We start from the raw sequence: 25,509 nt of genomic DNA on the forward strand, positions 1-25,509 counted from the left end.
ATATTATAAAAGAAAAAGCACCGAACATCGATGCTTTTTCTTTACTTCACTTTATTTTTTCCAACATCCTTCTCCATTTCATCACTTGTCACGTCTAAAACATCTAATAAGAAGATGAAGATTGGAATACCGATAATTAATCCCCATACACCTAAGAAGTGTTCTGAGAAGATTAATACCATAAATGTATAGAAAATCGGTAAATTTGTTTTTTGCGACATAAACTTCGGGTTTAATACGTAACTTTCAAGCGCATGAATCACTGTTACGATAACCAAAATATAAACAACGTACATGATACCGCCAATATTGTAAGCAATCATACAAAGTGGGAATAACGAAATGATAACCCCCGCTACTGGAATTAAGCCCAGCAAGAAAATCATTAACGCTAAACCTAATAATTGTGGGAATCCTAATATCCATAATGCGATAACTGAAAGAACACAGTTAACAACAGCAATTAAAAATTGCGCTTCGATTACCTTTCCAAATGAACGTGCAAATTTCTTTCCGAAGTACTCAATTTCAGTATAGAAAATTGCAAGCCTGCTTTCTTTAAACTTTGCAGTAAAACCGACAATACGAGATTTTTCTAATAAGAAAAACAAACTCAAAATTAAAGAAAGTAAAACTTGAAGGCCAAATTTACCAACATTCGTAATCGATTTATACAAAATGTCTACGCCTTGTCCTACATATTTAGAAAGCTCCATATGATTGACAGCATTAACTGCATACTTAATTAGTTCACTATCTGGTGGGTTTCTTAAAAATACATTGAATTGGTAAATCAGTTGTGAAATTTGTATCGTCAATACTGGTAAATATTTAAATAGCGTAATAGCAATTCCACCAATTAACATTACATATAGAAATGCTATAATAATTTTTCGATTAATAGGCATGAAATGATCTAATTTGCGTGAAATAAACTTTTGGAATCGATCCATTAAATACGTGAGAATAAACGTAATTAATATTAAATTCAACATACTTTGCAGCCCGTATAACACGAGAGCAAGTATTACTAATACGAGTAACCTCTGAAATCCTTTGCTTTGAAACAGGTTTTTTATTTGCATAATCGACGAATACTCTCTCCTGTCCTATAAACTAAAACGTTAATAAGTAGATTTCTCTCTCTTTTCTACTTTTAATTATTCATTCATATTAAGATTTTTATAAACTCATTATATGCCTACCTTACCAGGTATATAGTAGCCTACTTCTTATTTTACAATACAATGACCTAATTCAAAACGTATTCTACATAGTATTAATGAAGATTTAAGGAAACTTACATTTTTTAATAGGTCTTACCACTACTGTAACATAAAAAGCAAGCTATCAGTAGAAATCTGTTCTACAAATAGCTTGCTTTTCTTATTTTTTAAGTAAGTTTTACTATCCAATGAATGGCATGAACATTGGGATGACAACTACTGTTACAACCCCAACTACCGTTACAGCAATACTTGCCATCGCTGCCTCTACCTCACCCATTTCAATTCCTACTGCAACTCCTAATGCATGACCCGCTGTTCCAAGTGCTAAACCTTTTGCAATCGGATGTTTCACTCTAAATGTTTTTAAGAATAATGCTCCTAATGCGTATACGATAACTGCGTTGAAAATAACTGCAAACGATGTAATTGCTGGAATACCACCAATACTTTCTGAAATTGGTAACGCAATTGCTGTTGTTGCTGCTTGTGGTAGCATTGAATTCATTACTGCTGTATCTAAACCGATTGCTTTTGCAACAATGAACACGACAATTACTGAGCAAATAGATCCAACCACGATAGCTGATAAAATTTGCCACCAATATTTTTTCAACTTATCAACTTGTTTATATAGTGGGATAGCGAATGCAATTGTTGCTGGCTCTAAGAAGAAACTAATCATTTTTCCGCCAGTATTATATTCTTCAAAAGTAAAGTTACCTACCTTTAGAAATACAATCCCTAATACCATCGCTACGAATAATGGTGTAAATAGGAAGAACCCTTTTGAATGCTTGAATAATAATGTTCCGATTCCGTATGCGATTAATGAAACGACGATTCCGAAATATGGAGTCATTGTGCTTGCCATGTTCATTACCTCCCAACAATATATAAATACAATGGTTACGCAACCTTTCCGTGCTTGCGTCCTTTATTTACTACTTTCAATTCTTTTATATCTTCTGTTTCTTTTTCATCTTTTCCTAAAATAAATTGTGCAAATAATCCTGTTACAGCGAGTAAAATAACTGTCGCTACAACAATTACAGTTAAAATTTGTACAAAGTATTGCCCCATTACACCAAGAGAATTAATAACTGAAATACCTGATGGGACGAATAAGAATCCAATAATACCTGTTAAAGCTGTTCCGAGTGATTCAACTTGCTCCAATTTAATAACTTTTAAACATAATAGACTAAATAAAATAACTAACCCGATTACCGATGAAGGCATTGGAATTGGTAAATGTGTTGCAATAATATTAGAAATTAACATAATAGCTGAGAATATGAATGCTTGTGATAAGAAACTATATACTTTTTTCGTACTCATTTTGGCCACCTCTTTCGATTTGGTACCTTTATTGTATAGGAGATAACCGTCTAAGTAAGCGTTTACATAACGGAACGTCAAATATACAGAATCAGTTACAAATATAAAAGGATGAAATACAAAAGCTGCTTCTTAAATACGAAGCAGCTTCTTGAGTTCTTTTGCATATGTACGACTAACAGGTACTTTTGATCCTTCTTTCATAATTAAATTATAAGTAGAGTTAAACCATGGCTGAACTTCAGTAATATGATTAATATTTGCAATAAAGCTACGATGAACACGCATGAAACTTACTTGCGGCAACTTCTTTTCCAAAATCACAAGTGTATCGTGTGTTACATATGTTTCCCTCATTGTTTTTACTGTCACTTTTCCGTCCACAAGTCCTACATATACAATATCTTCAATATTAACAAGTACGATTGATTCTTCAATTGGTAATGCTAACTTATGCATCTCTACTGTTACATCTGTCCCCTTTATTTCGTGCTTCGTTTCTATTTGCGATTGTTTTTGTTTTTTATACTTCTTTAATGTCTGCACAATACGCTCTTCATCAAATGGTTTTAAAATGTAGTCTAACGCATCTACTTCAAATGCTTGCAGCGCATATTGATCATAGGCAGTAGCAAATACAATTGCAGGTGGATTTTTCATCTTCTTTAATATATTGGCGATTTCAAATCCGTTATCATCGGATAATTGAATATCTAAAAACACAATATCTGGTCTACTTTGCATTAGTTCTTCTAATGCGTCTTCCACACAATCAGCCTCACCAATTATCTCAACTTCTTTCGTTCTCTCTAATAAATACTTTAGTTCATCACGTGCTAACATTTCATCGTCAACTACTAATACTTTTAACAATCTGTTCTTCCTCCCCTACTTTTTTTGGAATAACAAAAGTAATCTCTGTCCCCTCATTTAATTCACTTTCGATATGAAGCATCGTTTCTTTTCCAAATAATCCAATAAGACGTTCATTAATATTATATAAAGCTGTTCCAGTCCCTTTCTTTGACGAAACTACCATCTTTCCTAATTGTTCTAAACGTTCTTCCTCAATTCCCTGTCCATTATCTTTTACTTCAAAATGAACCATACCCTCTTTTTCAAAAACATGCACTTCTACTTCACATACTGGTTGCTTCTTCGGAAAAGCGTGTCGCAATGCATTTTCAACCAATAGTTGAAGAACAAATGGTGGTACTAAAGTTGTCTTTAGCTCGTCCTCAATATACATCTTTACCTCATACTTATTTGGGAACCTTGCTTGTTCTAAGGATAGATATGCCTGTACATGGTTTAATTCTTGTTCTAGTGGAATCAATAACTGACGTGCCCCTTGCAAATTACATCGGAAATATACGCTAAGCTGTAATAATAACTTCCTTGCTTTTTCTACATCTGTTCGGCATAAAGCTGATACTGTATTAATCGCATTAAATAAAAAGTGCGGGTTAATTTGCGCTTGTAATGCTTTTATCTCCGCATCTTGAAGTAATTTACTTTGCAACTCAGCTTCTCCTAACTCTAACTGCGTGGAGAATATTTTTGCTAACCCTTCTGCTAATTCTTCTTCAACGCGACTTAACTGGTTAGGATTTTTAAAATACAGTTTTAATGTCCCTATCGTATTTCCATGCGAAGTTAGTGGAATAACAATCGCCGCTTGCAAAGGGCATCCTTCATGTTGACAATTAATGACCTCACGTGATTTTGCTTTCATTATTTGCCCTGTATGTAAAACTTCTTTCGACAAACCAGTTATTAAACTATGTGAAGGAATATGGTGATCTGATGCTAATCCAACATGAGCTAATATTTTCTCTGTATCTGTTAAGGATACCGCATCTGTTCCTGTAAAACGGTGAATAATTTGTGCCACATGCTTACATGATTCTTCTGTTAAGCCTTGGCGAAAATATGGTAACGTTTTATCTGCAATACGTAATACCTTATGAGTCTGAAGTGCCTTTGCGTTCTCTTCCTGACGCAAAATAGCTTGTATCATAGAAAGTAAAATAAAACTTCCAAAACTATTTACAAGGATCATTGGTATCGCAATTGTTTTCACAATGCTCATTCCATCCTCTACAATTAATAGGATCATAATCATTTCTAAAGAAACGATAAAAACACTTAAAATCGCTGAAAACTTAGGAGTAATTGTACGATTATACTTTTTGAAAATGTATCCAATATACCCCGTTATAACACCTGCTAAAATTGACGAGATTGCACAACTTAGAGCTGTCGTCCCTCCAAGCATATAACGGTGAATACCAGCAATTGATCCTACCCCAATTCCGACGATAGGACCACCAAGCAATCCACTAATTCCAACACCCATAATACGTGTATTCGCAATGGTACTCGATGATGAAACACCTTGTAACCAATTTTCATTCATAATCGTATTTCCTGCTATTTCAATCCCAGTGTAATTGCTTACAATTGTAAATACCGAAAAAATACAAATAAGCTTAAGCTTATCTACATAGCCATCCTGTTTATGAAGGAGGCGTCTGAAAGTTTTAATATGAGAGAGTAAAAATCCTAAAATAACTATAAGTCCGACTCGTTCAATCATCATGAGTACTAAATTTAGCATCTTTGATTCATTCCTTTTTATTTAGTTAGTTTTATTATGGGAAAATAATGAAGTCGGCGTCAAGAAGAACGAAATGTTTTTTGAAATATTTTACACATAATAACTTCCTCTTTATTTGACAATACATATAGAAGAATGCTAAAAATAAAGTAATATAATACAGTCCTTTAACCCAACCCCGTGAGGTTGAGAAGGAAGTCGGAATACAATATACGTATGTTCTTTTCTTGGGGATACGTATGCTTTTTTGGCCTTCTCATCATATCAGGTGAGAAGGCCTTTTGTTATTCTTCCATAGCGACTGTAGAAAATAAGGAGGAGTAATAATGAACGTCACTACTGATGTACAACAAACAACAGAGGAGACAAAAGCGAAAAGATATAAAACATTATTTGGTTCTGCGCTAGGATATGCAGCAGAAGGTTTAGATATGTTGCTATTATCGTTCGTACTTGTCTATATTTTAAAAGAGTTTCACTTAAGTCCTGTTGAAGGCGGAAACTTAACTTTAGCTACCACAATAGGAATGTTAATTGGTTCTTATTTATTTGGATTTATTGCTGATTTATTTGGCCGTATTCGTACAATGGCCTTCACAATCTTACTGTTTTCACTAGCAACCGCACTCATTTATTTCGCAACAGACTACTGGCAATTATTAATTCTGCGCTTTTTAGTTGGAATGGGAGTTGGTGGTGAATTCGGAATCGGAATGGCCATCGTAACAGAAACATGGTCTAAAGAAATGCGCGCTAAAGCGACATCTGTTGTTGCACTTGGATGGCAATTTGGTGTACTGATTGCTTCACTCCTTCCAGCATTTATTGTCCCACACTTTGGATGGAGAGCCGTTTTCTTATTTGGATTAATTCCAGCTTTACTAGCTGTCTATGTCCGTAAAAGTTTAAGTGAACCGAAAATATGGGAGCAAAAACAACGCTACAAAAAGGAGCTATTGCAAAAAGAAGCTGCAGGTAAATTAACAACTACTGAAGCAGAACAACTAAAACATATAAAAAAATTTCCACTTCGAAAGTTATTTGCCAATAAAAAAGTAACAATTACAACAATTGGTCTTATTATTATGTCGTTCATCCAAAACTTCGGATATTACGGAATCTTCACATGGATGCCCACTATTTTAGCAAATAAATATAACTATACATTAGCAAAAGCAAGTGGCTGGATGTTCATTTCTACCATCGGTATGCTAATTGGAATTGCAATCTTTGGTATTCTAGCTGATAAAATTGGTCGACGTAAAACTTTTGCAATCTATTATATTGGCGGTACAGTATACTGTCTCATTTACTTCTTCTTATTCACAGATTCAACATTATTATTATGGGGAAGTGCATTGCTTGGATTCTTTGCAAATGGAATGATGGGAGGATTTGGAGCAATTTTAGCTGAAAACTATCCTGCTGAAGCTCGCTCTACCGCCGAAAACTTTATTTTCGGTACAGGACGTGGACTAGCTGGATTTGGGCCTGTTATTATTGGCTTACTTGCTACAGGTGGCAACCTACTTGGAGCATTGTCCTTGATTTTTATCATCTACCCAATCGGGTTAATTACAATGCTACTATGTGTACCAGAAACAAAGGGAAAAGTATTAGATTAAACGTAAAAGAGGAAGCATCTCATTTAAGATGCTTCCTCTTTTACGTTTTTATTTATTTTGATTTACTAGCCTTCTGAAATAAGAATGCAGTTTTATCTTCTTCTTTTACAATACCTTGTTTTAATGCTAATTCTCCCGCAACTTTAGGCGCTAACCATAGCATTGGGAATAACAAAATTGATACCGGAACTGCCGTCACCACGATAAACGATTGTAGCGCATTAATACTTCCTTCACCCATATATAAAAGAATTGCTGCAACTGCGCCCATAATAAGCGACCAAAAAATTCGCAAACTAATTCTAGGATCTCCGTCTCCAGTCACTGCCATTGAAATGGAATACGCCATTGAATCTCCTGTTGTCACTACAAATAAAATTGTTAATAAAAGAAATGCTGGTCCAATAATATTAGAAAGTGGCAATTGCCCTGTAATTGCAATCATAGCTGCCGGCATACCAGATTCACTTAATGCGTCCGAGATAGACCCAGGATTCATCAACTCATAAAACACGCCTGATCCACCTAATATAGTAAACCAAAATGTTGTAATAATAGGTGCGATAATTCCAATTGCAACGATGATTTCTCGAATCGTTCTCCCTCTTGAAATTCGACTCACTAAAATTGCCATCATTGGTCCGTATCCAATAAACCATCCCCAGAAAAAGATTGTCCAAGATCCTAACCAACTTGTATCACCACGGTATGTGCTCATCGGTATAAACTCATTTACATAAAATCCAAACGAAGAAACAAACGAATCAATAATAAATCCACCTGGCCCAAATAGTAATATGAATGCCATTAACACAATTGCTAATCTAACATTTAAATTACTTATAATTTGAATCCCTTTATCAATACCTGTTACTGCCGATATGGTAGACACGGCCACCACACAAACAATAATTGCTAATTGAGTAGTAAACACATCAGAAACTCCAAATAATTCTTGTAATCCATAACTTGCTTGTAAACCTAAAAATCCAATTGGGCCAATTGTACCTGCAGCTACTGCAATAATTGCAGCTGCATCAATTATCGTTCCAAGCAGGCTCTTTCTTAATTTTTCCCCAAAAATAGGATATAAAAGTGTTCGAGGTTTTAGCGGCATATCTTTATGATAATGTCCATACATCATAACTACCGCACTAATTGTACCTAAAATCGTCCATGCTAAAAATCCCCAATGCATATAACTTTGTGCTAAAGCAGGCATGACTGCTTCTTTCGTTCCAGCAGATATACCATCATGTATTGGTGGCACCGTCATCAAATGATACATTGGCTCTGCTGCTGCCCAAAAAACGCCACCTCCAGCAAGTAATGTAGACATAATAATAGCAAGCCATTTTGCCGTACTAATCTCAGGTTTTTCTAATCCCCCAAGCTTAACTCTCCCATATTTGGAGAAAGCCATACACATCGCAACAATAAATGTACCTAATAATAAAACTTGCCAGAAGGCACCGAAATATTTAATTGAAAAAGCGAAACTTTTATTAATCGCACTCTCTACATAATACTTGTTCAAAAAAACTGCAATTACAAATAATAAAAGTGAACCACCACTAATAATAAATACAGGCCAATCAGTTTTTCGACTCTTCATCCTCATTTATACTTCCTCCTTCCTCAGCAATCTAAAAAAACAACTTTATTATGTTTTATTGTTTAAACCCAAAACATAATAATTATATATGCATAACATTTTATCGACTTCCCACATACTTATGTTGTCCCTAAAAATATGCCAAATCCCTTATTAAAAAGAAAAATTCTCTTCCTCTTACATAAAAAAGCAAAACAAAAGACCTTATATTTCTATAAGGTCTTCGAAACAGAAATTTGATTATAACATAAGGTACTCCTTGGTTCAAAAAGCCTCTTCCAAAAATAACCGAGAGTAAAGGCTTCCATTTGCTACATAACAATAATTAAAAAAAATATATTTTGCAGAAAAAAACTGCACTAAATATTATTTATGAAAGAAATTTGGCTTCAAAATTTCATTCGGATACGGTTTATGATAAATGTGAGTGGTAGCTGGAGATAATGGCGGAATAAGCCATACCCAATTACCTGTTACAACACGACCACAAGCAGCTTCTTGCTTCTCAAATTGCTGAAATTGTTGTGCAGCAGTATGGTGATCAACAATACTAACTCCTTGTTTTTTAAAGGAGTGTAGTACGGCAATATTCAACTCAATTAGCGCCTTATCTTTCCATAAGGTACCGTTTCTCGATGTATCTAAATCCATCATCTCCGCAACAGCCGGAAGTAAATTATAACGATCATGATCTGCTAAGTTGCGCGCCCCAATTTCTGTTCCCATATACCATCCATTGAACGGAGCGGCTGTATAAGAAATACCGCCAATTTCTAAACGCATATCTGAAATCATTGGAACACCATACCATTTCACTCCAAGTGATGAAATAGGGTATTCTGGGTGTTCAATTGGCACTTCTTTTACTTCTTCTCTCGGAATTTCTTTATATGTAGGTGCCTTCTCGTTTATAGAGAACACAAGTGGCAATACATCGAAATTCGTACCTTCTCCTTGCCAACCAAGCCCCTGACAAAAGTCCGTAAATGTAGCGGAATGAGAATCACCAATCACTCCCGTTTCTGTTTTATATCCTGCATATCGAATCAATTGGTGATTATAAATTCTTATATTATTTTCTTCACCTTGATATTGCTTAAAAATCGTAATGGTTGGTTTAACTTTCCCGTCGTTCGTTGCATATTTAATATGATGAATTAATGCATTATATACACCCTCTTCATCATTTACTTCGCGCGCATCTAATATGTGCATCTTACTCCAAAATAATCTTCCAATACATCTATTACTGTTACGCCATGCCATTCGTGAACCATGAACAAGTTCTTCAAATGTATGCTCATATGTCCCTGTCTTCTCTATCTCAATTTGAATTTCTTTTATACGTTCTTCTATCAATTGTTCTTTATGAAGCTCCTTATAACAAATCGTAATAAAATTACTTGCTTCTTCTATTAATTGTTTCGTTTTACTCATAAACAATCTCCTTCTATTTCAACAAAACCCTGCTACTTTACAGTATAAGCAAAAAGGATAGGAGTCACAAATGAAAGTGAGAGTGTTACTTTTATTGTAATATTTTTCAGAAAATTAATGGACTTACTATTGACTTATATGGAAAATGGGTGTATTTTTGACTCAGGTAAAGTATTTTTACCTAGACCAACTTTTTAAATAGAAAGGAGGTAATGTTATGTCTTCATTTCAATTGCCAAAGCTTTCATATGACTATGATGAACTAGAGCCACATATTGATAGCAATACACTTTCCATTCATCATGGAAAGCACCATGCGACATACGTAAATAATTTAAATGCTACTTTAGAAAATTATACTGAATTACATAATAAATCTTTAGAAGAATTGCTATGTAATTTAGATACTTTACCGAAGGAAATTGTTACAGCTGTACGAAATAACGGTGGCGGTCACTATTGTCATAGTCTTTTTTGGGAAGTGATGAGCCCACGAGGTGGCGGTGAGCCTAATGGAGACGTTGCAAAAGTAATTGATTATTATTTCAATACCTTTGACAACTTAAAAGATCAACTTTCCAAAGCAGCTATTAGTCGTTTTGGAAGTGGCTATGGATGGCTTGTTCTTGACGGTGAGGAACTCTCTGTTATGAGTACACCAAATCAAGATACGCCTTTGCAAGAAGGGAAAATCCCCTTACTCGTAATTGATGTATGGGAACATGCTTATTATTTAAAGTATCAAAATAGGCGCCCAGAGTTTGTTACCAACTGGTGGCATACAGTAAACTGGGACCAAGTAAACGAGAAGTATTTACAAGCAATTCAATCACAAAAACATTAGTCGTACGTATAAGGTAAATTTGGTAATGTAAAATCAGTATTGTCGAAATCCTCCAGAATCCCCCGGATTGCCACCGGGGGATTTATGATTACTTCATTGTATTTATATAATGTTTTAAAACATTTTTCATTTCTAGTTTCAGCTCTCGGAACAAAAATCCGAATTCACGAGCCTTTCCATTATGTAATGTACAGTTAGTTACCTCATTATAAGGAGCTATATTTTCCCCAGCTTTCTGAATGAGTGCTTTTATTCCTGTCTTCTCTTCTATGAAATGAATAATTTCTTCCGTAGAAACTACCCCGTTACTACAGGCGTTAATTGGCCCTTTCACATTTTCCATTCCGCACCAAGCTAGAAACTCTCCTGCCTCTTTTTCATGTATAAATGACAAAGTTCCATCTACATGATCCACAACGATAGGTTTTTGGTTCACAATACATTCAACGTAAAATTGTAACCTTTTCGTATAATCGTTTTCTCCAATAACAACTGGAAAACGAACTGCAACAACTGGGAATGTTGCTTGTTGAAATACAACGGCTTCAGCTAATCTCTTTCCTTCACCATAATTGAAGTCATTCCTATCTCCATACGCGATTGCATAATCGTACGGATTAAAGTCTTCTTCTGATAAGCTTAGGGCAGGTTCATAGACGGCCATTGAAGATGTCATAACATATTTCTTCGTTTTCCCTCGTAACACTTCACATATTATCTTCGCTGCATTCGAGCTATAGCATAAATTATCGTATACAATATCATAACTTTTTCCTTCTAGACGCTTTTCTAGTAGCTTTCCATCTTCTCTATCAATAATTATTCTTTTTACTGCGCTACCAAAAGAATCTTCAGTAACTCCCCTCGTCGCAATCGTTACATCGTGCTCCTCTTGCAAAAGTGCTTCTACTAAATGTTTACCAAAAAATCTTGTTCCCCCTAGCACCAATACTTTTTTCAACTTCATCATCCCCATTTTAGCAAATTGTAAAATACTACCTCTCTATTATAAGTGCCAACATATAAAAAGCATGGAATTCGTTTAACGATTCCATGCTTCTCTACAGAAAATATATTAACGTACTCGATATTTATAAATACAATAACAGAAGTACAAAATAGAAATTACTGATACATAAACCCATAGTTCATATACAAATCCCTCTCCCCACACTCCCATAAAATAAAAGAGTGAAGGTAAAGTCAATGTTACCCATGATTGTACGAAGGCAATCCTTCCAAGATATTGATTAATGTTCTTCTTTTGTGTATTTAATACAAAGAATAAATACCAAAGTAATGCCCACATAAACCACGTTAACGCATTAACAACATCATGGAATTGAACAAATGAAACAACCATATAGAATAAGGCTATAATTGCTACCCAAATACAAAACCATCCTAGACCACTACTATCCATTCCTTTTATAAAAGTAACACCTACATATAAATAAGTTAATCCAAATAAGAAAGTAGCCGCATATGAATACACTGTCCAATTGCTTTGGTCAGAAATCATGATCAAATAAAACGGAATAATAATTTGTAGTGCACCCACAAATAAATTAAAAACACCCGCACTTTTCATCTCTGCTTTCCCTAATATAACAAGACTATTTAAAAATAAAGCTGCCCCTGAAAGTAATAATCCTACATAACCCATATATATTCGTGTGAAAATTTTTACCTTTCACACTTTTAACCTCCCCACACTATAAAGTGATACTTATATTATTTTTCTTCCCATTTAAAACTACATACATAATTTTTCATTCAAATAAGTCAGACCTCCTACCTCAAAAAGGAGCGAACTTAAAACGCTTTCAATAATAAATAATCCTATTAAAACATGAACTAGGATTCCTTGATTATAAACGGACTCTAGCAATGATACAAGTGTTGGAATACTTTTCAATAATACGCTTTCAATTTCTATAAAAAATTAATAAAATAATACATTCCTCTATCTCATTCTACTACCTTCTAGCATAAGATATTGTAAAATCACATCATTTAAAACAGCGAACGCTCTTTTCTAGGTTCGCTAATAAAATTAATAAAAAATGACCTCTTGCTTTTATGCAAAGGTCATTTTTTTATATACATCATTAAACTTCTAAATAGCCATTTTTATTATTTGATTGCCATTTCCAAGAATCTGCACACATTTCTTCTAATCCACGTGTTGCCTCCCAGCCTAATTCACGCTTTGCTTTCGATGCATCAGCAAAACATACTGCTACATCACCTGGGCGACGCTCTGTAATTTTATAAGGAACTTTCTTGCCCGAAACTTTTTCAAACGCTTCAACCATCTCTAGTACACTATAGCCCATACCTGTGCCCAGGTTATAAGCATCTACTCCCGTTGTACTCAATACTTTCTCAAGCGCCTTTACATGACCATTTGCTAAGTCCACAACATGGATGTAATCACGGACTCCTGTTCCATCTTTCGTTGGATAGTCATTTCCGAATACGCTTAATTCTTTTAACTTACCTACCGCTACTTGCGTTACATATGGCATTAAGTTATTTGGGATTCCATTTGGATCTTCTCCGATACGCCCACTTTCGTGTGCACCAAATGGATTGAAATAGCGAAGTAATGCGATACTCCATTCTGCATCTGCAAATGCTACATCACGCATAATTTGCTCAATCATTAATTTCGTTTGACCATATGGATTTGTTGCACTTAATGGAAACTCCTCCGTAATCGGTGACGTTTCCGGGATACCATATACAGTTGCAGATGAACTAAAGATTATCTTCTTTACATTATGTTTCTGCATTACTTCACATAGCACTAACGTGCTTGTAATGTTGTTATGATAATATGTTAATGGAATCGCTACTGACTCCCCTACAGCTTTAAATCCTGCAAAGTGAATAACTGCTTCAATTGCATTTTCTTCAAAAATTGCGTCAAGCGCTTCGCGATTTAAAACATCTTCTTTATAAAACTTAAATTGTTTTCCTGTTATTTCTTTCACTCGATTTATAGATTCTACCGAGCTATTCGAAAGATTATCCACTACTATAACTTCGTAACCGCTATTTAGTAATTCTACACATGTATGACTACCAATATATCCTGCTCCACCTGTTACAAGTATTGCCATAATTATAGTCCTCCATATTTCATTCATTATAAACTTCTCAAAGTATATCACATATTTCTTATCCTATGTTTAACATGCGAACACAGAAACTTACATTTTATCCCATAATAAATTTATAACATATACGATTCTAATCAGGTAATAAAAAAACGCCACATAATTTTTATTATGTGGCGTTTTTTTATTAAATTACATAACAATATACACTTAGAAAATGCGCAAGACTACCTAATAATACAAAAACATGAAAAATTTCATGATGCCCCATATATTTAAACTCTAACCATTTTGGCTTTGTTCCATAAATAAATCCACCAATTGTATAAAAAATGCCCCCAAGTACTAAGAAAATAATGCCTCCTGTACTTAAATTCTCAGCTAACGGTGCAAAGAATAACACAATTAACCAACCCATCGTAATATAAATTGCTGTCGATAACCATCTTGGACAATTAAACCAAAACATTTTAAATACAATGCCACAAATCGCAGTTGCATAGACTAAACAAAATAATAGTAAACCACTTGCTGAATTTAATGTAATTAAGCAAAAGGGTGCATATGTACCTGCAATTAATATAAAAATCATAGAATGATCTAGCTTCCTAAAGAAGTAAATAACACGTTCATTGGCCACAACACTATGATACACAGCTGACGCCGTATAAAGGACCATCATTCCAATACCAAACAAAATAACAGCTGTAATTGCAGCAAATGATGGCATCTTGATAGAAACTTTCACAAGCATAGCTAATAAGGCAATAAATGATAATATTGCTCCACCTAAGTGAGTAAATGCATTAACCGGTTCCCTTACATAAGCATTCATAATAACACCCCTCATATAATTACATGTAGTTTTGATAACTACATGTAATTATATACACATTTCTTTTTAAGGTCAACATTTACAATTCATTTGTTTCGTAATACCATATTTAAAGATATATTAAACATTAAGTTCCACTAAGTTATAAAAGTGAGGGATTCTACGTGGAAAATATAAATGAATTACTTGAGACATTGCATTTAGAAAAAAACATTAAACTTGAGGATATTCCAAATGTTGACTTATATGTAGATCAAGTTGTTCAACTATTTGAGAATACTTATGCAGATACAACGAGAACTGATGATGAAAAAGTATTAACCAAAACCATGATTAATAATTACGCAAAAGGAAAACTATTCATCCCCATCAAAAATAAAAAGTATTCAAAAGAGCATATGATTTTAATTAGCCTAATTTATCAATTAAAGGGAGCTCTCTCCATTAACGACATAAAAAGTTCATTAGAAACTATAAATGACTCCTTATTAAATGATGATTCATTCGAATTAAATACGTTATACAAAAATTATCTTGCTCTTACTGAAAGCAATGTCGAAAGCTTTAAACAAGACGTAAATAACCGTGTTACAGAAGTAAATGAGATTTCTTCCTTAGAAGATACAAAGCTAGAAAAATTTCTACTACTAACATCCTTCGTGACTATGAGTAATATGTATAGACGTTTAGCGGAGCAACTAGTGGATGATTTAAAAGAATCATAAATAAAAAACTATCCACCTATTAAAGTGGATAGTTTTTTATTTACTTAATTGCTTCATGAACTTTTAGTTGTTTCCCTTTAATCGTTGTAGTCTTCATGACTTTCAAGACGAGTGGTCCTTTTCCATTTAATATTTCAACATAAGAAACATTATCTTGTATCGTTATAATACCTATATCTTCTGCTGTAACACCTTTAATTTTAGCAATTGTACCGACGAAATCTACCGCCCTAATTTTCTTTTTCTTCCCGCCATTAAAGTACAGCTTCATAATGCCTTTGTTGATGTCTGCATTTTTATCTTTCTTTATAATTGGTTTAGCATGTAGCTTTTCTTCAAATGCAGCTTTCTCTTTCATAACTTCTTCTTTTGAAGGTCCAATTGCCTTTGGAATTTCAAATCCAATATACTCCTCAATCTCTTCTAAAAATCTATTTTCATATGGTGTTATAAATGTAATAGCTTTTCCACTATTTCCAGCTCGTCCCGTTCTTCCAGTACGATGTACATAGCTTTCTTTTTCAAGTGGAATATCATAATTAATAACATGTGTAATATTATCAATATCAATTCCTCTCGCAGCTACATCTGTTGCTACTAAATAACGGAATTTTCCTTTTCTAAAATCATCCATGACTTCAAAACGATCTTCTTGTACCATACCACCATGTATTTTGTCACAGGGATAGTTAGCTCGTTTTAATTGTCTATATACATGATCTACATTTTCTTGTGTACGGCAGAAAATAATACAGCTATCAGGATTCTCAATCGTTGTTACATCTTTAAGTAGTGAAAGCTTCTCGTCTTCTATCACCTCAAAAAGAGTATGTTCAATTTTATCCGTCGTAATCCCAGCCGCTTTAATTTCAATATGAGTTGGTGAATTCATATATGTACGAGACAATTTCTCAACATCTTCTGGAAGTGTTGCTGAAAATAACATCGTCATTCTTTTTGTAGGTAATTCATCAATAATTGCCTCTACTTGATCGATAAAGCCCATATTTAGCATCTCATCTGCTTCATCAATAACTAAATACTTCAAACACTCTAAAGAAAGGGTACCCTTCTCAATATGATCCAACACACGACCAGGAGTCCCAACTACAATATGTGTCTTTTGCTTTAATTCTAATTTTTGACGTGCAAATGGAGATTTCCCATAAACTGCCGCAGCCTTAATCCTTTTGAATCGACCTATATTTGTAATATCTTCTTTTACCTGTACCGCAAGCTCTCTCGTTGGTGTTAAAACTAATGCTTGTGGTTTATTCTCTTCCCACTCCACCATTTCACAAAGTGGAATACCAAATGAAGCTGTTTTTCCACTTCCAGTCTGGGACTTCACAACAAGATCCTTCTTTTGTAATGCAACTGGAATAACCTCACCTTGTACTTCTGTTGGATGATCATACCCTAACCCAGTAAGTGCCCTTACAATTTCCTTACTTAATTTATAATCAGAAAAACTTTTTTTACTCATATATTAACCTCATTTTATTCTGTATTATTTTCTTTTTTATCTTTTGTATACGTTACTATCACCCTACTTATTATACTTGAAACCTCACATAAAAGGTGAATCATGCCAGATTCATCTTTTTATATAGAAATAAACCTTTTCATTTCATATATTGTTCAACTACTTGATAACATCTTTTGCTCGTATTGTTAGCATTAACCTTTTTATAGTATCCTACATCCAATCAAAAAAATAAAAAGAATACATACAACCTTGTATAATTATCTTAATTTTTCAACCCTTCCCATAAACGAACAATAAAAACAAAAAAATGTTTTAAATTCGTTTTTAACGTTTTTTTTCAGATGTAAAATCTACTTTTTTAAAAAATGTTAAGAAATCCTTTGACTTCTTAATAAAAATAATGTAAATTATCCTATGGACGAACATTTTTGATTAATAAAAATAAAATATTCGTATTTTAGGGGTGTAAATGATGGAAAACGTATTTGACTATGAAGATATTCAATTAATTCCTGCAAAATGTATTGTAAATAGCCGCTCTGAATGTGATACAACTGTCACTTTAGGAAAACATAAATTTAAATTACCTGTCGTGCCTGCAAATATGCAAACGATTATTGATGAAAGAATTGCAACTTATTTAGCTGAGAACAACTACTTTTATATCATGCATCGTTTCCAACCAGAGAAACGAATCTCATTCATTAGAGATATGCAATCACGTGGATTAATCGCTTCTATCAGCGTTGGTGTAAAAGAGGACGAATATGAATTCGTACAACAATTAGCTGCTGAGCAACTTACACCTGAATATATCACGATTGATATCGCACACGGTCATTCTAATGCTGTGATCAACATGATTCAACATATTAAAAAACATTTACCAGAGAGCTTCGTTATCGCTGGAAACGTTGGAACTCCAGAAGCGGTAAGAGAATTAGAAAATGCTGGTGCCGATGCAACAAAAGTTGGTATTGGACCTGGTAAAGTTTGTATTACTAAAATTAAAACAGGCTTCGGAACTGGTGGTTGGCAGCTAGCTGCACTTCGCTGGTGTGCAAAAGCTGCAAGTAAGCCAATTATCGCTGATGGTGGTATTCGTACACACGGCGACGTAGCTAAATCTATTCGCTTTGGGGCAACTATGGTCATGATCGGTTCTCTATTTGCTGGTCACGAAGAGTCTCCAGGGGAAACAATTGAAAGAGATGGAAAACTTTATAAAGAATACTTCGGTTCTGCTTCTGAATTCCAAAAGGGTGAGAAGAAAAACGTTGAAGGTAAGAAAATGTTCGTTGAGCATAAAGGTTCTTTAGAAGATACGTTAATCGAAATGGAACAAGATCTTCAATCTTCTATCTCTTACGCTGGCGGAACAAAATTAGACGCTATTCGTACTGTAGATTATGTTGTCGTGAAAAACTCGATTTTCAATGGTGACAAAGTATATTAATTCTTAAATTAACTCGAAGGACAAGCATTTTCATGCTTGTCCTTCTTTTTTGTATATGAAAATGTAAAATATTTTAATTTAACTGAATTTTCTAGTATTATGTGTTTAGATAGTCTTAATAAGGGGGAGATACGACTTGAAAAATGTAATAGAAAATCGCCTTAATCGCGCAGAGGTACCCGCTGAACTAACATGGGATTTATCCGATTTGTATAATTCTGATGCCGAATGGCATACTGCATTAAACGCATTGGAAAATGATATACAGAAACTTGATTCATTTAAAGGGCATTTACATACTAGCTCCCACACTTTATTAAATTGCCTACTTTTAGAAGAAGAGCTTTTAATGACGTTAACAAAACTGTACTCATATGCAAATTTAAAAGAAGCTACTGATCGTACAAATCCAAGTATTCAAGCGAACTCTTCCAAAATTTCTGCTTTATGGACGAAAGTACATACTGCACTATCCTTTATTCAAAATGAAATCCTCTCATTCGACGAAGGAACAATTGAAAGATGTTTAACTGAAGAAACAAAACTCGAACCTTTCCGTAAATCTTTACTAGAAATACTACAAAAAAGACAGCACACACTCTCTCCTGAAACAGAAGAAGCACTTGCTGCACTTGGCGAAGTTCATAGTTCTCCATACAAAATTTACGGCATGACTAAATTGGCCGATATGGATTTCACTTCTATACAAGACGAACAAGGAAACGAACTTCCTGTTTCATTCTCATTATTTGAAAGCAAATATGAATTTTCTCCAAGCACATATATACGTCGAAAAGCATATTCATCATTTGTTTCCACACTAAAACGATATAAAAATACAATTGCCACAACATATGCTACTGAAGTAAAAAAACAAGTAACACTTTCTCGTTTACGTAAATATGAATCCGTTACTCATATGCTATTAGAACCACAAAAGGTTCCACTTGAAATGTATAACAACCAACTTGATATTATTTATAAAGAACTAGCACCTCATATGCGCCGTTTTGCAGATTTAAAAAAGAGAGTATTAGGACTCGATCAAATGCTTTTCTGTGACTTACATGCACCTTTAGATCCCGAATTTAATCCGGCGATTACTTATGAAGAAGCAGGCACGCTCATTCAAGATTCTTTAAAAGTATTAGGCGATGAATATAGTTCCATAATCCAAAAAGGATTCAAAGAAAGATGGGTAGATCTTGCAGATAACGTAGGCAAATCAACAGGGGCATTTTGCTCAAGTCCATACGGCTCTCATCCCTATATTTTAATTACATGGCAAAATACGATGCGTGGATGCTTTACATTAGCACATGAATTTGGACATGCTGGTCATTTCTATTTAGCAAATAAAAACCAACGTATCATGAACATACGCCCATCTATGTACTTTGTTGAAGCACCATCAACCATGAATGAATTACTATTAGCTCAGCATTTACTAGCGACTACTGACGATAAGAGAATGCGCAGATGGGTCATTCTACAACTACTTGGCACATATTATCACAACTTTGTTACTCATTTACTTGAGGGTGAATATCAACGTAGAGTATATGCTCTAGCAGAAAAAGGACAGGCCCTTACAGCTACAACTTTAACTGAAATTAAAACAAATGTCCTTTCGACATTCTGGGGAGATTCTGTAGAAATCGATGAAGGTGCGGGCTTAACTTGGATGCGTCAGCCTCATTATTATATGGGTCTATATGCTTATACATATTCCGCAGGCCTCACTGCATCCACTGCAGTAGCTCAAATGATTAAAGAGGAAGGACAACCTGCTATTGATCGCTGGTTAGATGTGCTTCGTGCTGGTGGTACAATGAAACCACTTGAACTAATGAAACATGCCGGAGTAGATATGTCAAAAACAGATGCAATCCGTAAAGCTGTTTCTTACGTTGGTTCATTAATTGATGAATTAGAGCATTCTTATCAAGAATAAAAAAATAAGCCCTCGCTTTAATGAGGGCTTATTTCATATTTACTTCCCAAACCGTTTGCGATATCCACATTTCCTGCAAAGTTCTTCAACCGCAACTCTTTTCGAAAATCCATCGACAATGTTTGTTGCTCTTTCACCTTCAATAATGTTAGAAAATGAATCATTATTAATATTCCCAAGGTTAATAATCCCTTCACCATCTAAACAACAAGGAATAACTGTTCCATTCGCTAAAATACCCGCTTGATTACGAAGTCCATGACAGAATCCTTTCCCATCATCCTCTTCCTCATGTAATGCTGGCCACTGGAATTCATAGTCTTGATTAATAAAGACACGTTCTGCAATTTTTATACCTTTTCCTGGTGTAAGCTTCTCTTCAATTTGATAAGATAGATCAAATTCATTTTCAATTATAGATAATAACTCTCTATTTTTCTGGATTTCAGCATTTGTTTTATTATCCTGAGTTAAATTCCATAACCTTAACGATACAATTAAATCTGATTGACTTGTCGCTTCCCTAATGAAGGAAAGTATACTCCTTACATAGCCCTCTTTATCTTGCGAACCTGGATGTCCATCAAAACTATGCAGTGAAAAATTCATTTGTCTTAACGCAGGCTTATTTAACAGCCTATGTCTTCTCTTATTAATTAACGTTCCGTTCGTTGTAATATTAACTTTAAACCCTTTTTCATGACTTAAGTCTAATAGTTGATCTATTTTCGGATGGAGCAACGGCTCACCCTTCACGTGCAAATAAATGTAGTCTGTGTGAGGTTTAATTTGGTCTAATCTTTTAGCAAAATCCTCCACAGAAATGAATTGCTTCTGCCTTTCCGTCGGCGGACAAAAGCTACACGCAAGATTACATACACTCGTAATCTCCAAGTAAAACTTCTTAAACTTCTTCACCTTTAATTCCTCACTTCTCTAACTACTTATACTTTTTCCTCTTCATATTACAGCATATTTTTATGGAAATAGAAACATACTTATTTTAGGAAATCTACATACCATCTAATAATATTTAAAAGACCATCGGTAATTTTTGTCCAATGGTCTTTTTATCCTTTTATATACAAAGAATAAATTTATTTATGATACGGTTCATCGTAACTATTCTAAATAAGGTTATTTTTTATTATTTTCATAATTAAATTTAACAAAAAAGGTAGTGCCTTCCGATCCTGTTTGAATTTCTATTTTTGCATTATGGCGGGCAGCAATGGCATAACATACACCTAACCCCAATCCAGTTCCATTATCTTTGGTCGTGTAAAACGGCGTACCCAGTTTCTCTAATACTTCAGGCCTGATACCTTTTCCTTGATCCCGCACTGCAAGCACCACACAATTTTGACCTTCCTTGTAAGTGCTAATGGTTAGAACTTTCCCTGTATTCATCGCTTCTAAGCCATTACGATATAGATTCATTAATAATTGCCGTATCTCATTACGATTTAAAAGTAATTCTTTAATGTCATTTGTATCGACTTGAATATATTTATTTTGATTGTACGTATCAATCTTTATTAAAGGAATAATATCGCGGATAATTGAATTTAAATCTAACATCTGCAAATCCAATTTCCTTGTATTACCCATTGAGAGAAATTCAGTAATAATAGAATTGGCACGGTTAAGTTCTTCAATCATTAAATAAAAGTACTTATTATGTTTCTCATAGGTATTCTCTTCTTTTAATAACTGTAAAAATCCCAGTACTGTTGTCATTGGATTTCTAATTTCATGGCTGATACCTGCTGCCATTTGCCCTATTAAATCTATATTGGATAATCTTTTCAATTCCTGTTCATATTTCTTTTTTTCCGTTATGTTTTTAAAAATACAACAAATACCATCATCATATGGGTATGCAATAACTTCGTGCCAATATTCATCTGCAGTAGAAAGAAATTCCAAATGAACTGTAGTTCGCTCTGACATCGCACGATGAAATTCCTTATACATAACTGTGTCAATTTCACTCGGGAAAACATTCCATATATTCTTTCCTAATACATCTTTTGCTGTTTTTCTTTGCGGAAAATATTGGTGCTTATTTACGTACGTAAATTCCCATTTATTATTTAAAATAAAAAATCCATCCGTAATACATTCAATCACACTTGTAACTTTTTCATTAGCAGCAGCTAACTCTCTCGTTCGCTCTTCCACTATGCTCTCTAGTTGATCCATATACAACAAATTCGAAAACGTAGGGGCTGTGGCATCAACGATAGATTTTGCTAGTTGAAGTTGGGAATCATCATAATTGTGAGCTTTTCCTTCTTTGCCAACGACGATTACCCCTAATACTTCTCCCATCGAAACCAATGGAATCATCAATAGACCCTTACTATCTATATTTTTTGTTTGAATAACCTCTTGGATCTTGGCTTCATAGCTTTTCTCTGTCCAATCCGCTTCTGTCCAATGACAGTCCTTACTTAATTTCGTTGTTTTAATTGTTGTTTTGTCTAGCGGATCTAGAAGATGAGCAGTCATATTTTTACTCTCTAAAATCTGTTCTAGGTAAAAAAAGCATTTATCAAAACTCTCCTGTATCGAGGAACACATCGATAAATCACGTGTAACATTTAGTAACAGTTGTTTCTCAGCAATAAGGTTTTCCTTTTGTTTTAAATTATTTGCGTTTTGAATTGCAACCGCAGCCATATTTACATAAGCTTCAACACTTTGAATTTCTGAATCTGTTAAGTTCATCGGAATTCCATAATCAAATAAAAAAACCAGACCAAATAACTCTTGCCCAAATGAGATAGGCAGAGCTAATAAGGACTTAATTTTGAATGCATTAACCGGTCTCGGATCTGGTCGATGATCCTTTGAGGTATCAGGAATATAGATGGTTCTTTTCGTTTCAATAACTTCTTTTGCCAGTAAGTCTATTTCAGGATCAATTACTTGAGTATCGAGCGTTACACCATTTATAGTCTCTGGTTTTCCTGCAAACCCTCTAAATGTTCCATCTTCCTGGGGTAAATAAATTCCAACAGCGTCGCACCTAACAATCTCCTCTGATATCGCCATTGTCACACGCTGCAATACGTCACGTAGTTCTAATTTCGTATTTATTATTTTTGTTATATTCGCGAGCCTAGAATATCTCGTCTGATCACTTACCATTCACATAGCCTCCAGTTATAGGCATAATAAAATAAATATGATAATATCAGTGTTTTATATAGAATACATTACTTATGATACGGTTCCCCACGATTAATCCGAAACGCTCTATACACTTGCTCAAGCAACACTAATCGCATTAATTGGTGTGGTAATGTCATCTTTGAAAAAGAAAGTGATTCATTTGAACGCTTCATCACTTCTGAGCTTAGTCCAAGTGATCCACCAATTACAAATGCGACTTTACTCTTTCCGTATGTAGCAAGGCGATCTAGACTTATCGCGAATTCTTCTGATGACTTTTGCTTTCCTTCTATAGCTAATGCAATCACATGTGTGTCATCAGAAATTTTATCCAGTATACGTATACCTTCTTTTTCCTTTACAATTAACATTTCTGCTTCACTTAAATTTTCTGGCGCCTTTTCATCAGGCAATTCAATTACTTCTACTTTTGCGTATGCAGATAATCGTTTTAAGTATTCTGCTATACCTTGTTTCAAATATTTTTCTTTTAATTTCCCAATTGAAATAATCGAGATATTCACACGTATCCTCCACCTTACAAACATGTTATCCACAAAACTTATCCACATATCCACAAATACTACCCACATATTGTGTGAGAATCTGTGTTCGATACAACATATGTCGCCTCATTTTGACAAAATTCACATGTTTTTTTCTCTTTTTCCGAGTTATCCACATTGTTGATAACTGGCGCGACTTCACACTCATCCACAATAATATCTAACGCTAATTCAACATGCTCTAAACAACAAGGTAAATTCATTTTCTTCACCTCACTTTTCTACAATAGAAAACAGGAGGTAGGCCCTCCTGTTTTTAATACTTTTGAATGCCTAATTTCACTGTTGTTGTTACTCTTTTTGTGCCACGATAAAACGTAAGAGTCATTTTATCATTAATTTCCTTATCATATAAGGCCGTACGGAATCCAATAATATCGCGAATCGGTTTTCCATCTACCGCCACAATAACATCATGTTCTCTTAAACCAGCATCCGCACCTGGCGAAGGACTTTTCACATCCAAAATACAAACTCCCTCTGTTACAGTACCTGGTAAATGTAATGTTTTTGACCAATAATAGTTTGGAATTTCATTTAATGACCTAAGTTCAATCCCAACATATGGTCTTCTTACTTTTCCATACTTCTCAAGTTCATTCATAATCGGAACAGCTCTAGTCACCGGAATAGCAAGGCCGATTCCTTCTACTTCTTTTGCAGCAATTTTCATTGAATTAATACCAATTAATTGTCCTGCTGCATTTACAAGCGCACCGCCACTATTCCCCGGATTAATCGCTGCATCTGTTTGTAACACTTCTACTTGCCAATCATAATGTCCATCTTGATCTAAATCTACAGGGACAATACGTTCATTAGCTGAAATAATACCTTGTGTAACTGTTCCAGAAAATTGCAGTCCAAGCGGGTTTCCAATCGCAATAACTGGCTCTCCTCTGCGAACAGTATTAGAATCGCCAATTTCAATTATTTTTTTCACATGCTTTGCATCTATTTCTAATACAGCTAAGTCTGTGACTACATCGGTTCCTAATACTTTTCCAGGAACCTTCTTACCGTCACTTAGACTTACTTCAATACGATTCGCTCCAGCTACAACATGATTATTCGTTACAATATAAGCTTGACCATCTGTCTTTTTATAAATTACTCCTGATCCTGTACCGGCCTCTGAATCTGCCTCTGAAAAGTTATCTCGTTGAATGTTAATAACACCCACAACAGCTTCAGATGCACGATCAACAGCATCTACAAAGCTAATCTGTTTAATCCCTTGAGCTTCGGCCATATTACTTCCGCTTGCTTCAGCTTGCGGAAGCGTATCAGCAGAATTTGAAAATAAAGGCGCTCCAAACGCGAATAAAGAAGCTCCTACAATTGTTCCCGCTATACTAGAAAGAACTATACCTTTGTGCTTCTTTTTTCCTGCACGTTTCATACGATAATTTTCTTCATCAATAAAGGACATATTTGTTCACCTATCTTCCTGAAAACAACTATATTCACC

The 25,509-nt window shown here is 34.5% G+C and carries 22 protein-coding genes; 5 read left to right on the top strand and 17 right to left on the bottom strand.

From position 1 onward, the window contains the following. Nucleotides 1–41 precede the first annotated feature (41 nt). From C3Y97_RS27400 to lytS, 5 genes are all read right to left on the bottom strand, one after another. Nucleotides 42–1,085, bottom strand: a complete 1,044-nt coding sequence (locus tag C3Y97_RS27400; protein WP_001166010.1) for an AI-2E family transporter — start codon at nt 1,083–1,085, stop codon at nt 42–44. A gap of 322 nt (nt 1,086–1,407) precedes the next feature. Next, complete coding sequence (gene lrgB / locus C3Y97_RS27405) at nt 1,408–2,100, bottom strand: antiholin-like protein LrgB (protein WP_000168869.1); 693 nt, start codon at nt 2,098–2,100, stop codon at nt 1,408–1,410. A 35-nt stretch (nt 2,101–2,135) separates the two neighbouring features. Then, complete coding sequence (gene lrgA, locus C3Y97_RS27410; protein WP_000104900.1) at nt 2,136–2,567, bottom strand: antiholin-like murein hydrolase modulator LrgA; 432 nt, start codon at nt 2,565–2,567, stop codon at nt 2,136–2,138. A 132-nt stretch (nt 2,568–2,699) separates the two neighbouring features. Beyond that, on the bottom strand, nt 2,700–3,440 hold the full coding sequence (locus C3Y97_RS27415) for a LytR/AlgR family response regulator transcription factor (protein ID WP_017657608.1): 741 nt from the start codon (nt 3,438–3,440) through the stop codon (nt 2,700–2,702). Further along, nucleotides 3,418–5,187 (bottom strand): two-component system sensor histidine kinase LytS, encoded by a 1,770-nt coding sequence (lytS, locus tag C3Y97_RS27420; protein WP_000933565.1) that lies wholly within the window; start codon nt 5,185–5,187, stop codon nt 3,418–3,420. The genes C3Y97_RS27415 and lytS overlap by 23 nt, the downstream gene beginning before the upstream one ends. 326 nt (nt 5,188–5,513) lie before the next feature. Here lytS and C3Y97_RS27425 point away from each other — a divergent pair, with 326 nt between their 5' ends. Next, nucleotides 5,514–6,812, top strand: a complete 1,299-nt coding sequence (locus C3Y97_RS27425; RefSeq protein WP_001103412.1) for an MFS transporter — start codon at nt 5,514–5,516, stop codon at nt 6,810–6,812. A 52-nt stretch (nt 6,813–6,864) separates the two neighbouring features. Here the strand turns inward: C3Y97_RS27425 and C3Y97_RS27430 are convergent, their stop codons facing one another. Both C3Y97_RS27430 and C3Y97_RS27435 read right to left on the bottom strand, forming a co-directional pair. Further along, nucleotides 6,865–8,433 (bottom strand): BCCT family transporter, encoded by a 1,569-nt coding sequence (locus tag C3Y97_RS27430; protein WP_001242454.1) that lies wholly within the window; start codon nt 8,431–8,433, stop codon nt 6,865–6,867. Between the two features lie 360 nt (nt 8,434–8,793). Continuing rightward, nucleotides 8,794–9,864 carry a nitric oxide synthase oxygenase gene (locus C3Y97_RS27435; RefSeq protein ID WP_136363725.1) on the bottom strand — a complete coding sequence of 357 codons (1,071 nt, stop codon included), beginning with the start codon at nt 9,862–9,864 and terminating at the stop codon, nt 8,794–8,796. Nucleotides 9,865–10,081: 217 nt separating this feature from the next. Here C3Y97_RS27435 and sodA point away from each other — a divergent pair, with 217 nt between their 5' ends. Then, nucleotides 10,082–10,708, top strand: coding sequence for a superoxide dismutase [Mn] (gene sodA, locus C3Y97_RS27445; RefSeq protein ID WP_000094042.1), 627 nt, complete (start codon nt 10,082–10,084; stop codon nt 10,706–10,708). A gap of 88 nt (nt 10,709–10,796) precedes the next feature. On the opposite strand, the gene C3Y97_RS27450 is transcribed toward sodA, so the two are convergent. From C3Y97_RS27450 to trhA, 4 genes are all read right to left on the bottom strand, one after another. Beyond that, on the bottom strand, nt 10,797–11,684 hold the full coding sequence (locus C3Y97_RS27450; protein ID WP_033689455.1) for an NAD-dependent epimerase/dehydratase family protein: 888 nt from the start codon (nt 11,682–11,684) through the stop codon (nt 10,797–10,799). 99 nt (nt 11,685–11,783) lie between these two features. Continuing rightward, the gene (locus C3Y97_RS27455; RefSeq protein ID WP_000542569.1) at nt 11,784–12,374 is read right to left on the bottom strand and encodes an AmiS/UreI family transporter; all 591 of its coding nucleotides are present in this window, start codon (nt 12,372–12,374) and stop codon (nt 11,784–11,786) included. 445 nt (nt 12,375–12,819) lie between these two features. Further along, nucleotides 12,820–13,836: a UDP-glucose 4-epimerase GalE gene (gene galE / locus C3Y97_RS27465; RefSeq protein ID WP_000996540.1), complete on the bottom strand. Its 1,017-nt coding sequence runs from the start codon at nt 13,834–13,836 to the stop codon at nt 12,820–12,822. A gap of 184 nt (nt 13,837–14,020) precedes the next feature. After that, nucleotides 14,021–14,668 carry a PAQR family membrane homeostasis protein TrhA gene (gene trhA / locus C3Y97_RS27470; protein WP_000995363.1) on the bottom strand — a complete coding sequence of 216 codons (648 nt, stop codon included), beginning with the start codon at nt 14,666–14,668 and terminating at the stop codon, nt 14,021–14,023. Between the two features lie 164 nt (nt 14,669–14,832). On the opposite strand from trhA, the gene C3Y97_RS27475 reads away from it, so the two are divergent. Next, nucleotides 14,833–15,393 carry a DUF1836 domain-containing protein gene (locus C3Y97_RS27475; RefSeq protein WP_000427879.1) on the top strand — a complete coding sequence of 187 codons (561 nt, stop codon included), beginning with the start codon at nt 14,833–14,835 and terminating at the stop codon, nt 15,391–15,393. Nucleotides 15,394–15,433: 40 nt separating this feature from the next. Here the strand turns inward: C3Y97_RS27475 and C3Y97_RS27480 are convergent, their stop codons facing one another. Beyond that, a complete protein-coding gene (locus tag C3Y97_RS27480; RefSeq protein WP_000039351.1) occupies nt 15,434–16,879 on the bottom strand; it encodes a DEAD/DEAH box helicase in 1,446 nt (481 codons plus the stop codon). A 475-nt stretch (nt 16,880–17,354) separates the two neighbouring features. On the opposite strand from C3Y97_RS27480, the gene guaC reads away from it, so the two are divergent. Together guaC and pepF are read left to right on the top strand one after the other, a co-directional pair. Further along, entirely contained in the window at nt 17,355–18,338 is a 984-nt protein-coding gene (gene guaC / locus C3Y97_RS27485) for a GMP reductase (protein WP_000432447.1), read from the top strand. A 136-nt stretch (nt 18,339–18,474) separates the two neighbouring features. Further along, nucleotides 18,475–20,292, top strand: coding sequence for an oligoendopeptidase F (pepF, locus tag C3Y97_RS27490; RefSeq protein WP_098213675.1), 1,818 nt, complete (start codon nt 18,475–18,477; stop codon nt 20,290–20,292). Between the two features lie 39 nt (nt 20,293–20,331). On the opposite strand, the gene C3Y97_RS27495 is transcribed toward pepF, so the two are convergent. The 5 genes from C3Y97_RS27495 to C3Y97_RS27515 all read right to left on the bottom strand — a co-directional run bounded on the left by C3Y97_RS27495 (nt 20,332) and on the right by C3Y97_RS27515 (nt 25,470). Beyond that, nucleotides 20,332–21,210 carry a radical SAM/SPASM domain-containing protein gene (locus C3Y97_RS27495; RefSeq protein ID WP_000713633.1) on the bottom strand — a complete coding sequence of 293 codons (879 nt, stop codon included), beginning with the start codon at nt 21,208–21,210 and terminating at the stop codon, nt 20,332–20,334. A gap of 219 nt (nt 21,211–21,429) precedes the next feature. Next, nucleotides 21,430–23,448 carry a GAF domain-containing sensor histidine kinase gene (locus C3Y97_RS27500; RefSeq protein WP_136363726.1) on the bottom strand — a complete coding sequence of 673 codons (2,019 nt, stop codon included), beginning with the start codon at nt 23,446–23,448 and terminating at the stop codon, nt 21,430–21,432. Between the two features lie 68 nt (nt 23,449–23,516). Continuing rightward, on the bottom strand, nt 23,517–23,996 hold the full coding sequence (rlmH, locus tag C3Y97_RS27505) for a 23S rRNA (pseudouridine(1915)-N(3))-methyltransferase RlmH (RefSeq protein ID WP_001027000.1): 480 nt from the start codon (nt 23,994–23,996) through the stop codon (nt 23,517–23,519). A 59-nt stretch (nt 23,997–24,055) separates the two neighbouring features. After that, nucleotides 24,056–24,241, bottom strand: a complete 186-nt coding sequence (locus C3Y97_RS27510; RefSeq protein WP_001052827.1) for a CxxH/CxxC protein — start codon at nt 24,239–24,241, stop codon at nt 24,056–24,058. Nucleotides 24,242–24,294: 53 nt separating this feature from the next. Continuing rightward, nucleotides 24,295–25,470, bottom strand: a complete 1,176-nt coding sequence (locus C3Y97_RS27515) for a S1C family serine protease (protein ID WP_000008031.1) — start codon at nt 25,468–25,470, stop codon at nt 24,295–24,297. Nucleotides 25,471–25,509: the final 39 nt, after the last annotated feature.

Origin of the sequence: Bacillus sp. DU-106 (genome assembly GCF_004799705.1) — a bacterium.
Lineage (GTDB): Bacteria > Bacillota > Bacilli > Bacillales > Bacillaceae_G > Bacillus_A > Bacillus_A cereus.

What these genes read in the sequence shown, in the direction of transcription:
- C3Y97_RS27400 (WP_001166010.1), bottom strand. Translation starts at nt 1,085, where the DNA reads ATGCAAATAAAAAACCTGTTTCAAAGCAAAGGATTTCAGAGGTTACTC.
- lrgB (WP_000168869.1), bottom strand. Translation starts at nt 2,100, where the DNA reads ATGGCAAGCACAATGACTCCATATTTCGGAATCGTCGTTTCATTAATC.
- lrgA (WP_000104900.1), bottom strand. Translation starts at nt 2,567, where the DNA reads ATGAGTACGAAAAAAGTATATAGTTTCTTATCACAAGCATTCATATTC.
- lytS (WP_000933565.1), bottom strand. Translation starts at nt 5,187, where the DNA reads ATGCTAAATTTAGTACTCATGATGATTGAACGAGTCGGACTTATAGTT.
- C3Y97_RS27425 (WP_001103412.1), top strand. Translation starts at nt 5,514, where the DNA reads ATGAACGTCACTACTGATGTACAACAAACAACAGAGGAGACAAAAGCG.
- C3Y97_RS27430 (WP_001242454.1), bottom strand. Translation starts at nt 8,433, where the DNA reads ATGAGGATGAAGAGTCGAAAAACTGATTGGCCTGTATTTATTATTAGT.
- C3Y97_RS27435 (WP_136363725.1), bottom strand. Translation starts at nt 9,864, where the DNA reads ATGAGTAAAACGAAACAATTAATAGAAGAAGCAAGTAATTTTATTACG.
- sodA (WP_000094042.1), top strand. Translation starts at nt 10,082, where the DNA reads ATGTCTTCATTTCAATTGCCAAAGCTTTCATATGACTATGATGAACTA.
- C3Y97_RS27450 (WP_033689455.1), bottom strand. Translation starts at nt 11,684, where the DNA reads ATGGGGATGATGAAGTTGAAAAAAGTATTGGTGCTAGGGGGAACAAGA.
- C3Y97_RS27455 (WP_000542569.1), bottom strand. Translation starts at nt 12,374, where the DNA reads ATGGGTTATGTAGGATTATTACTTTCAGGGGCAGCTTTATTTTTAAAT.
- galE (WP_000996540.1), bottom strand. Translation starts at nt 13,836, where the DNA reads ATGGCAATACTTGTAACAGGTGGAGCAGGATATATTGGTAGTCATACA.
- trhA (WP_000995363.1), bottom strand. Translation starts at nt 14,668, where the DNA reads ATGAATGCTTATGTAAGGGAACCGGTTAATGCATTTACTCACTTAGGT.
- C3Y97_RS27480 (WP_000039351.1), bottom strand. Translation starts at nt 16,879, where the DNA reads ATGAGTAAAAAAAGTTTTTCTGATTATAAATTAAGTAAGGAAATTGTA.
- guaC (WP_000432447.1), top strand. Translation starts at nt 17,355, where the DNA reads ATGGAAAACGTATTTGACTATGAAGATATTCAATTAATTCCTGCAAAA.
- C3Y97_RS27500 (WP_136363726.1), bottom strand. Translation starts at nt 23,448, where the DNA reads ATGGTAAGTGATCAGACGAGATATTCTAGGCTCGCGAATATAACAAAA.
- C3Y97_RS27510 (WP_001052827.1), bottom strand. Translation starts at nt 24,241, where the DNA reads ATGAATTTACCTTGTTGTTTAGAGCATGTTGAATTAGCGTTAGATATT.
- C3Y97_RS27515 (WP_000008031.1), bottom strand. Translation starts at nt 25,470, where the DNA reads ATGTCCTTTATTGATGAAGAAAATTATCGTATGAAACGTGCAGGAAAA.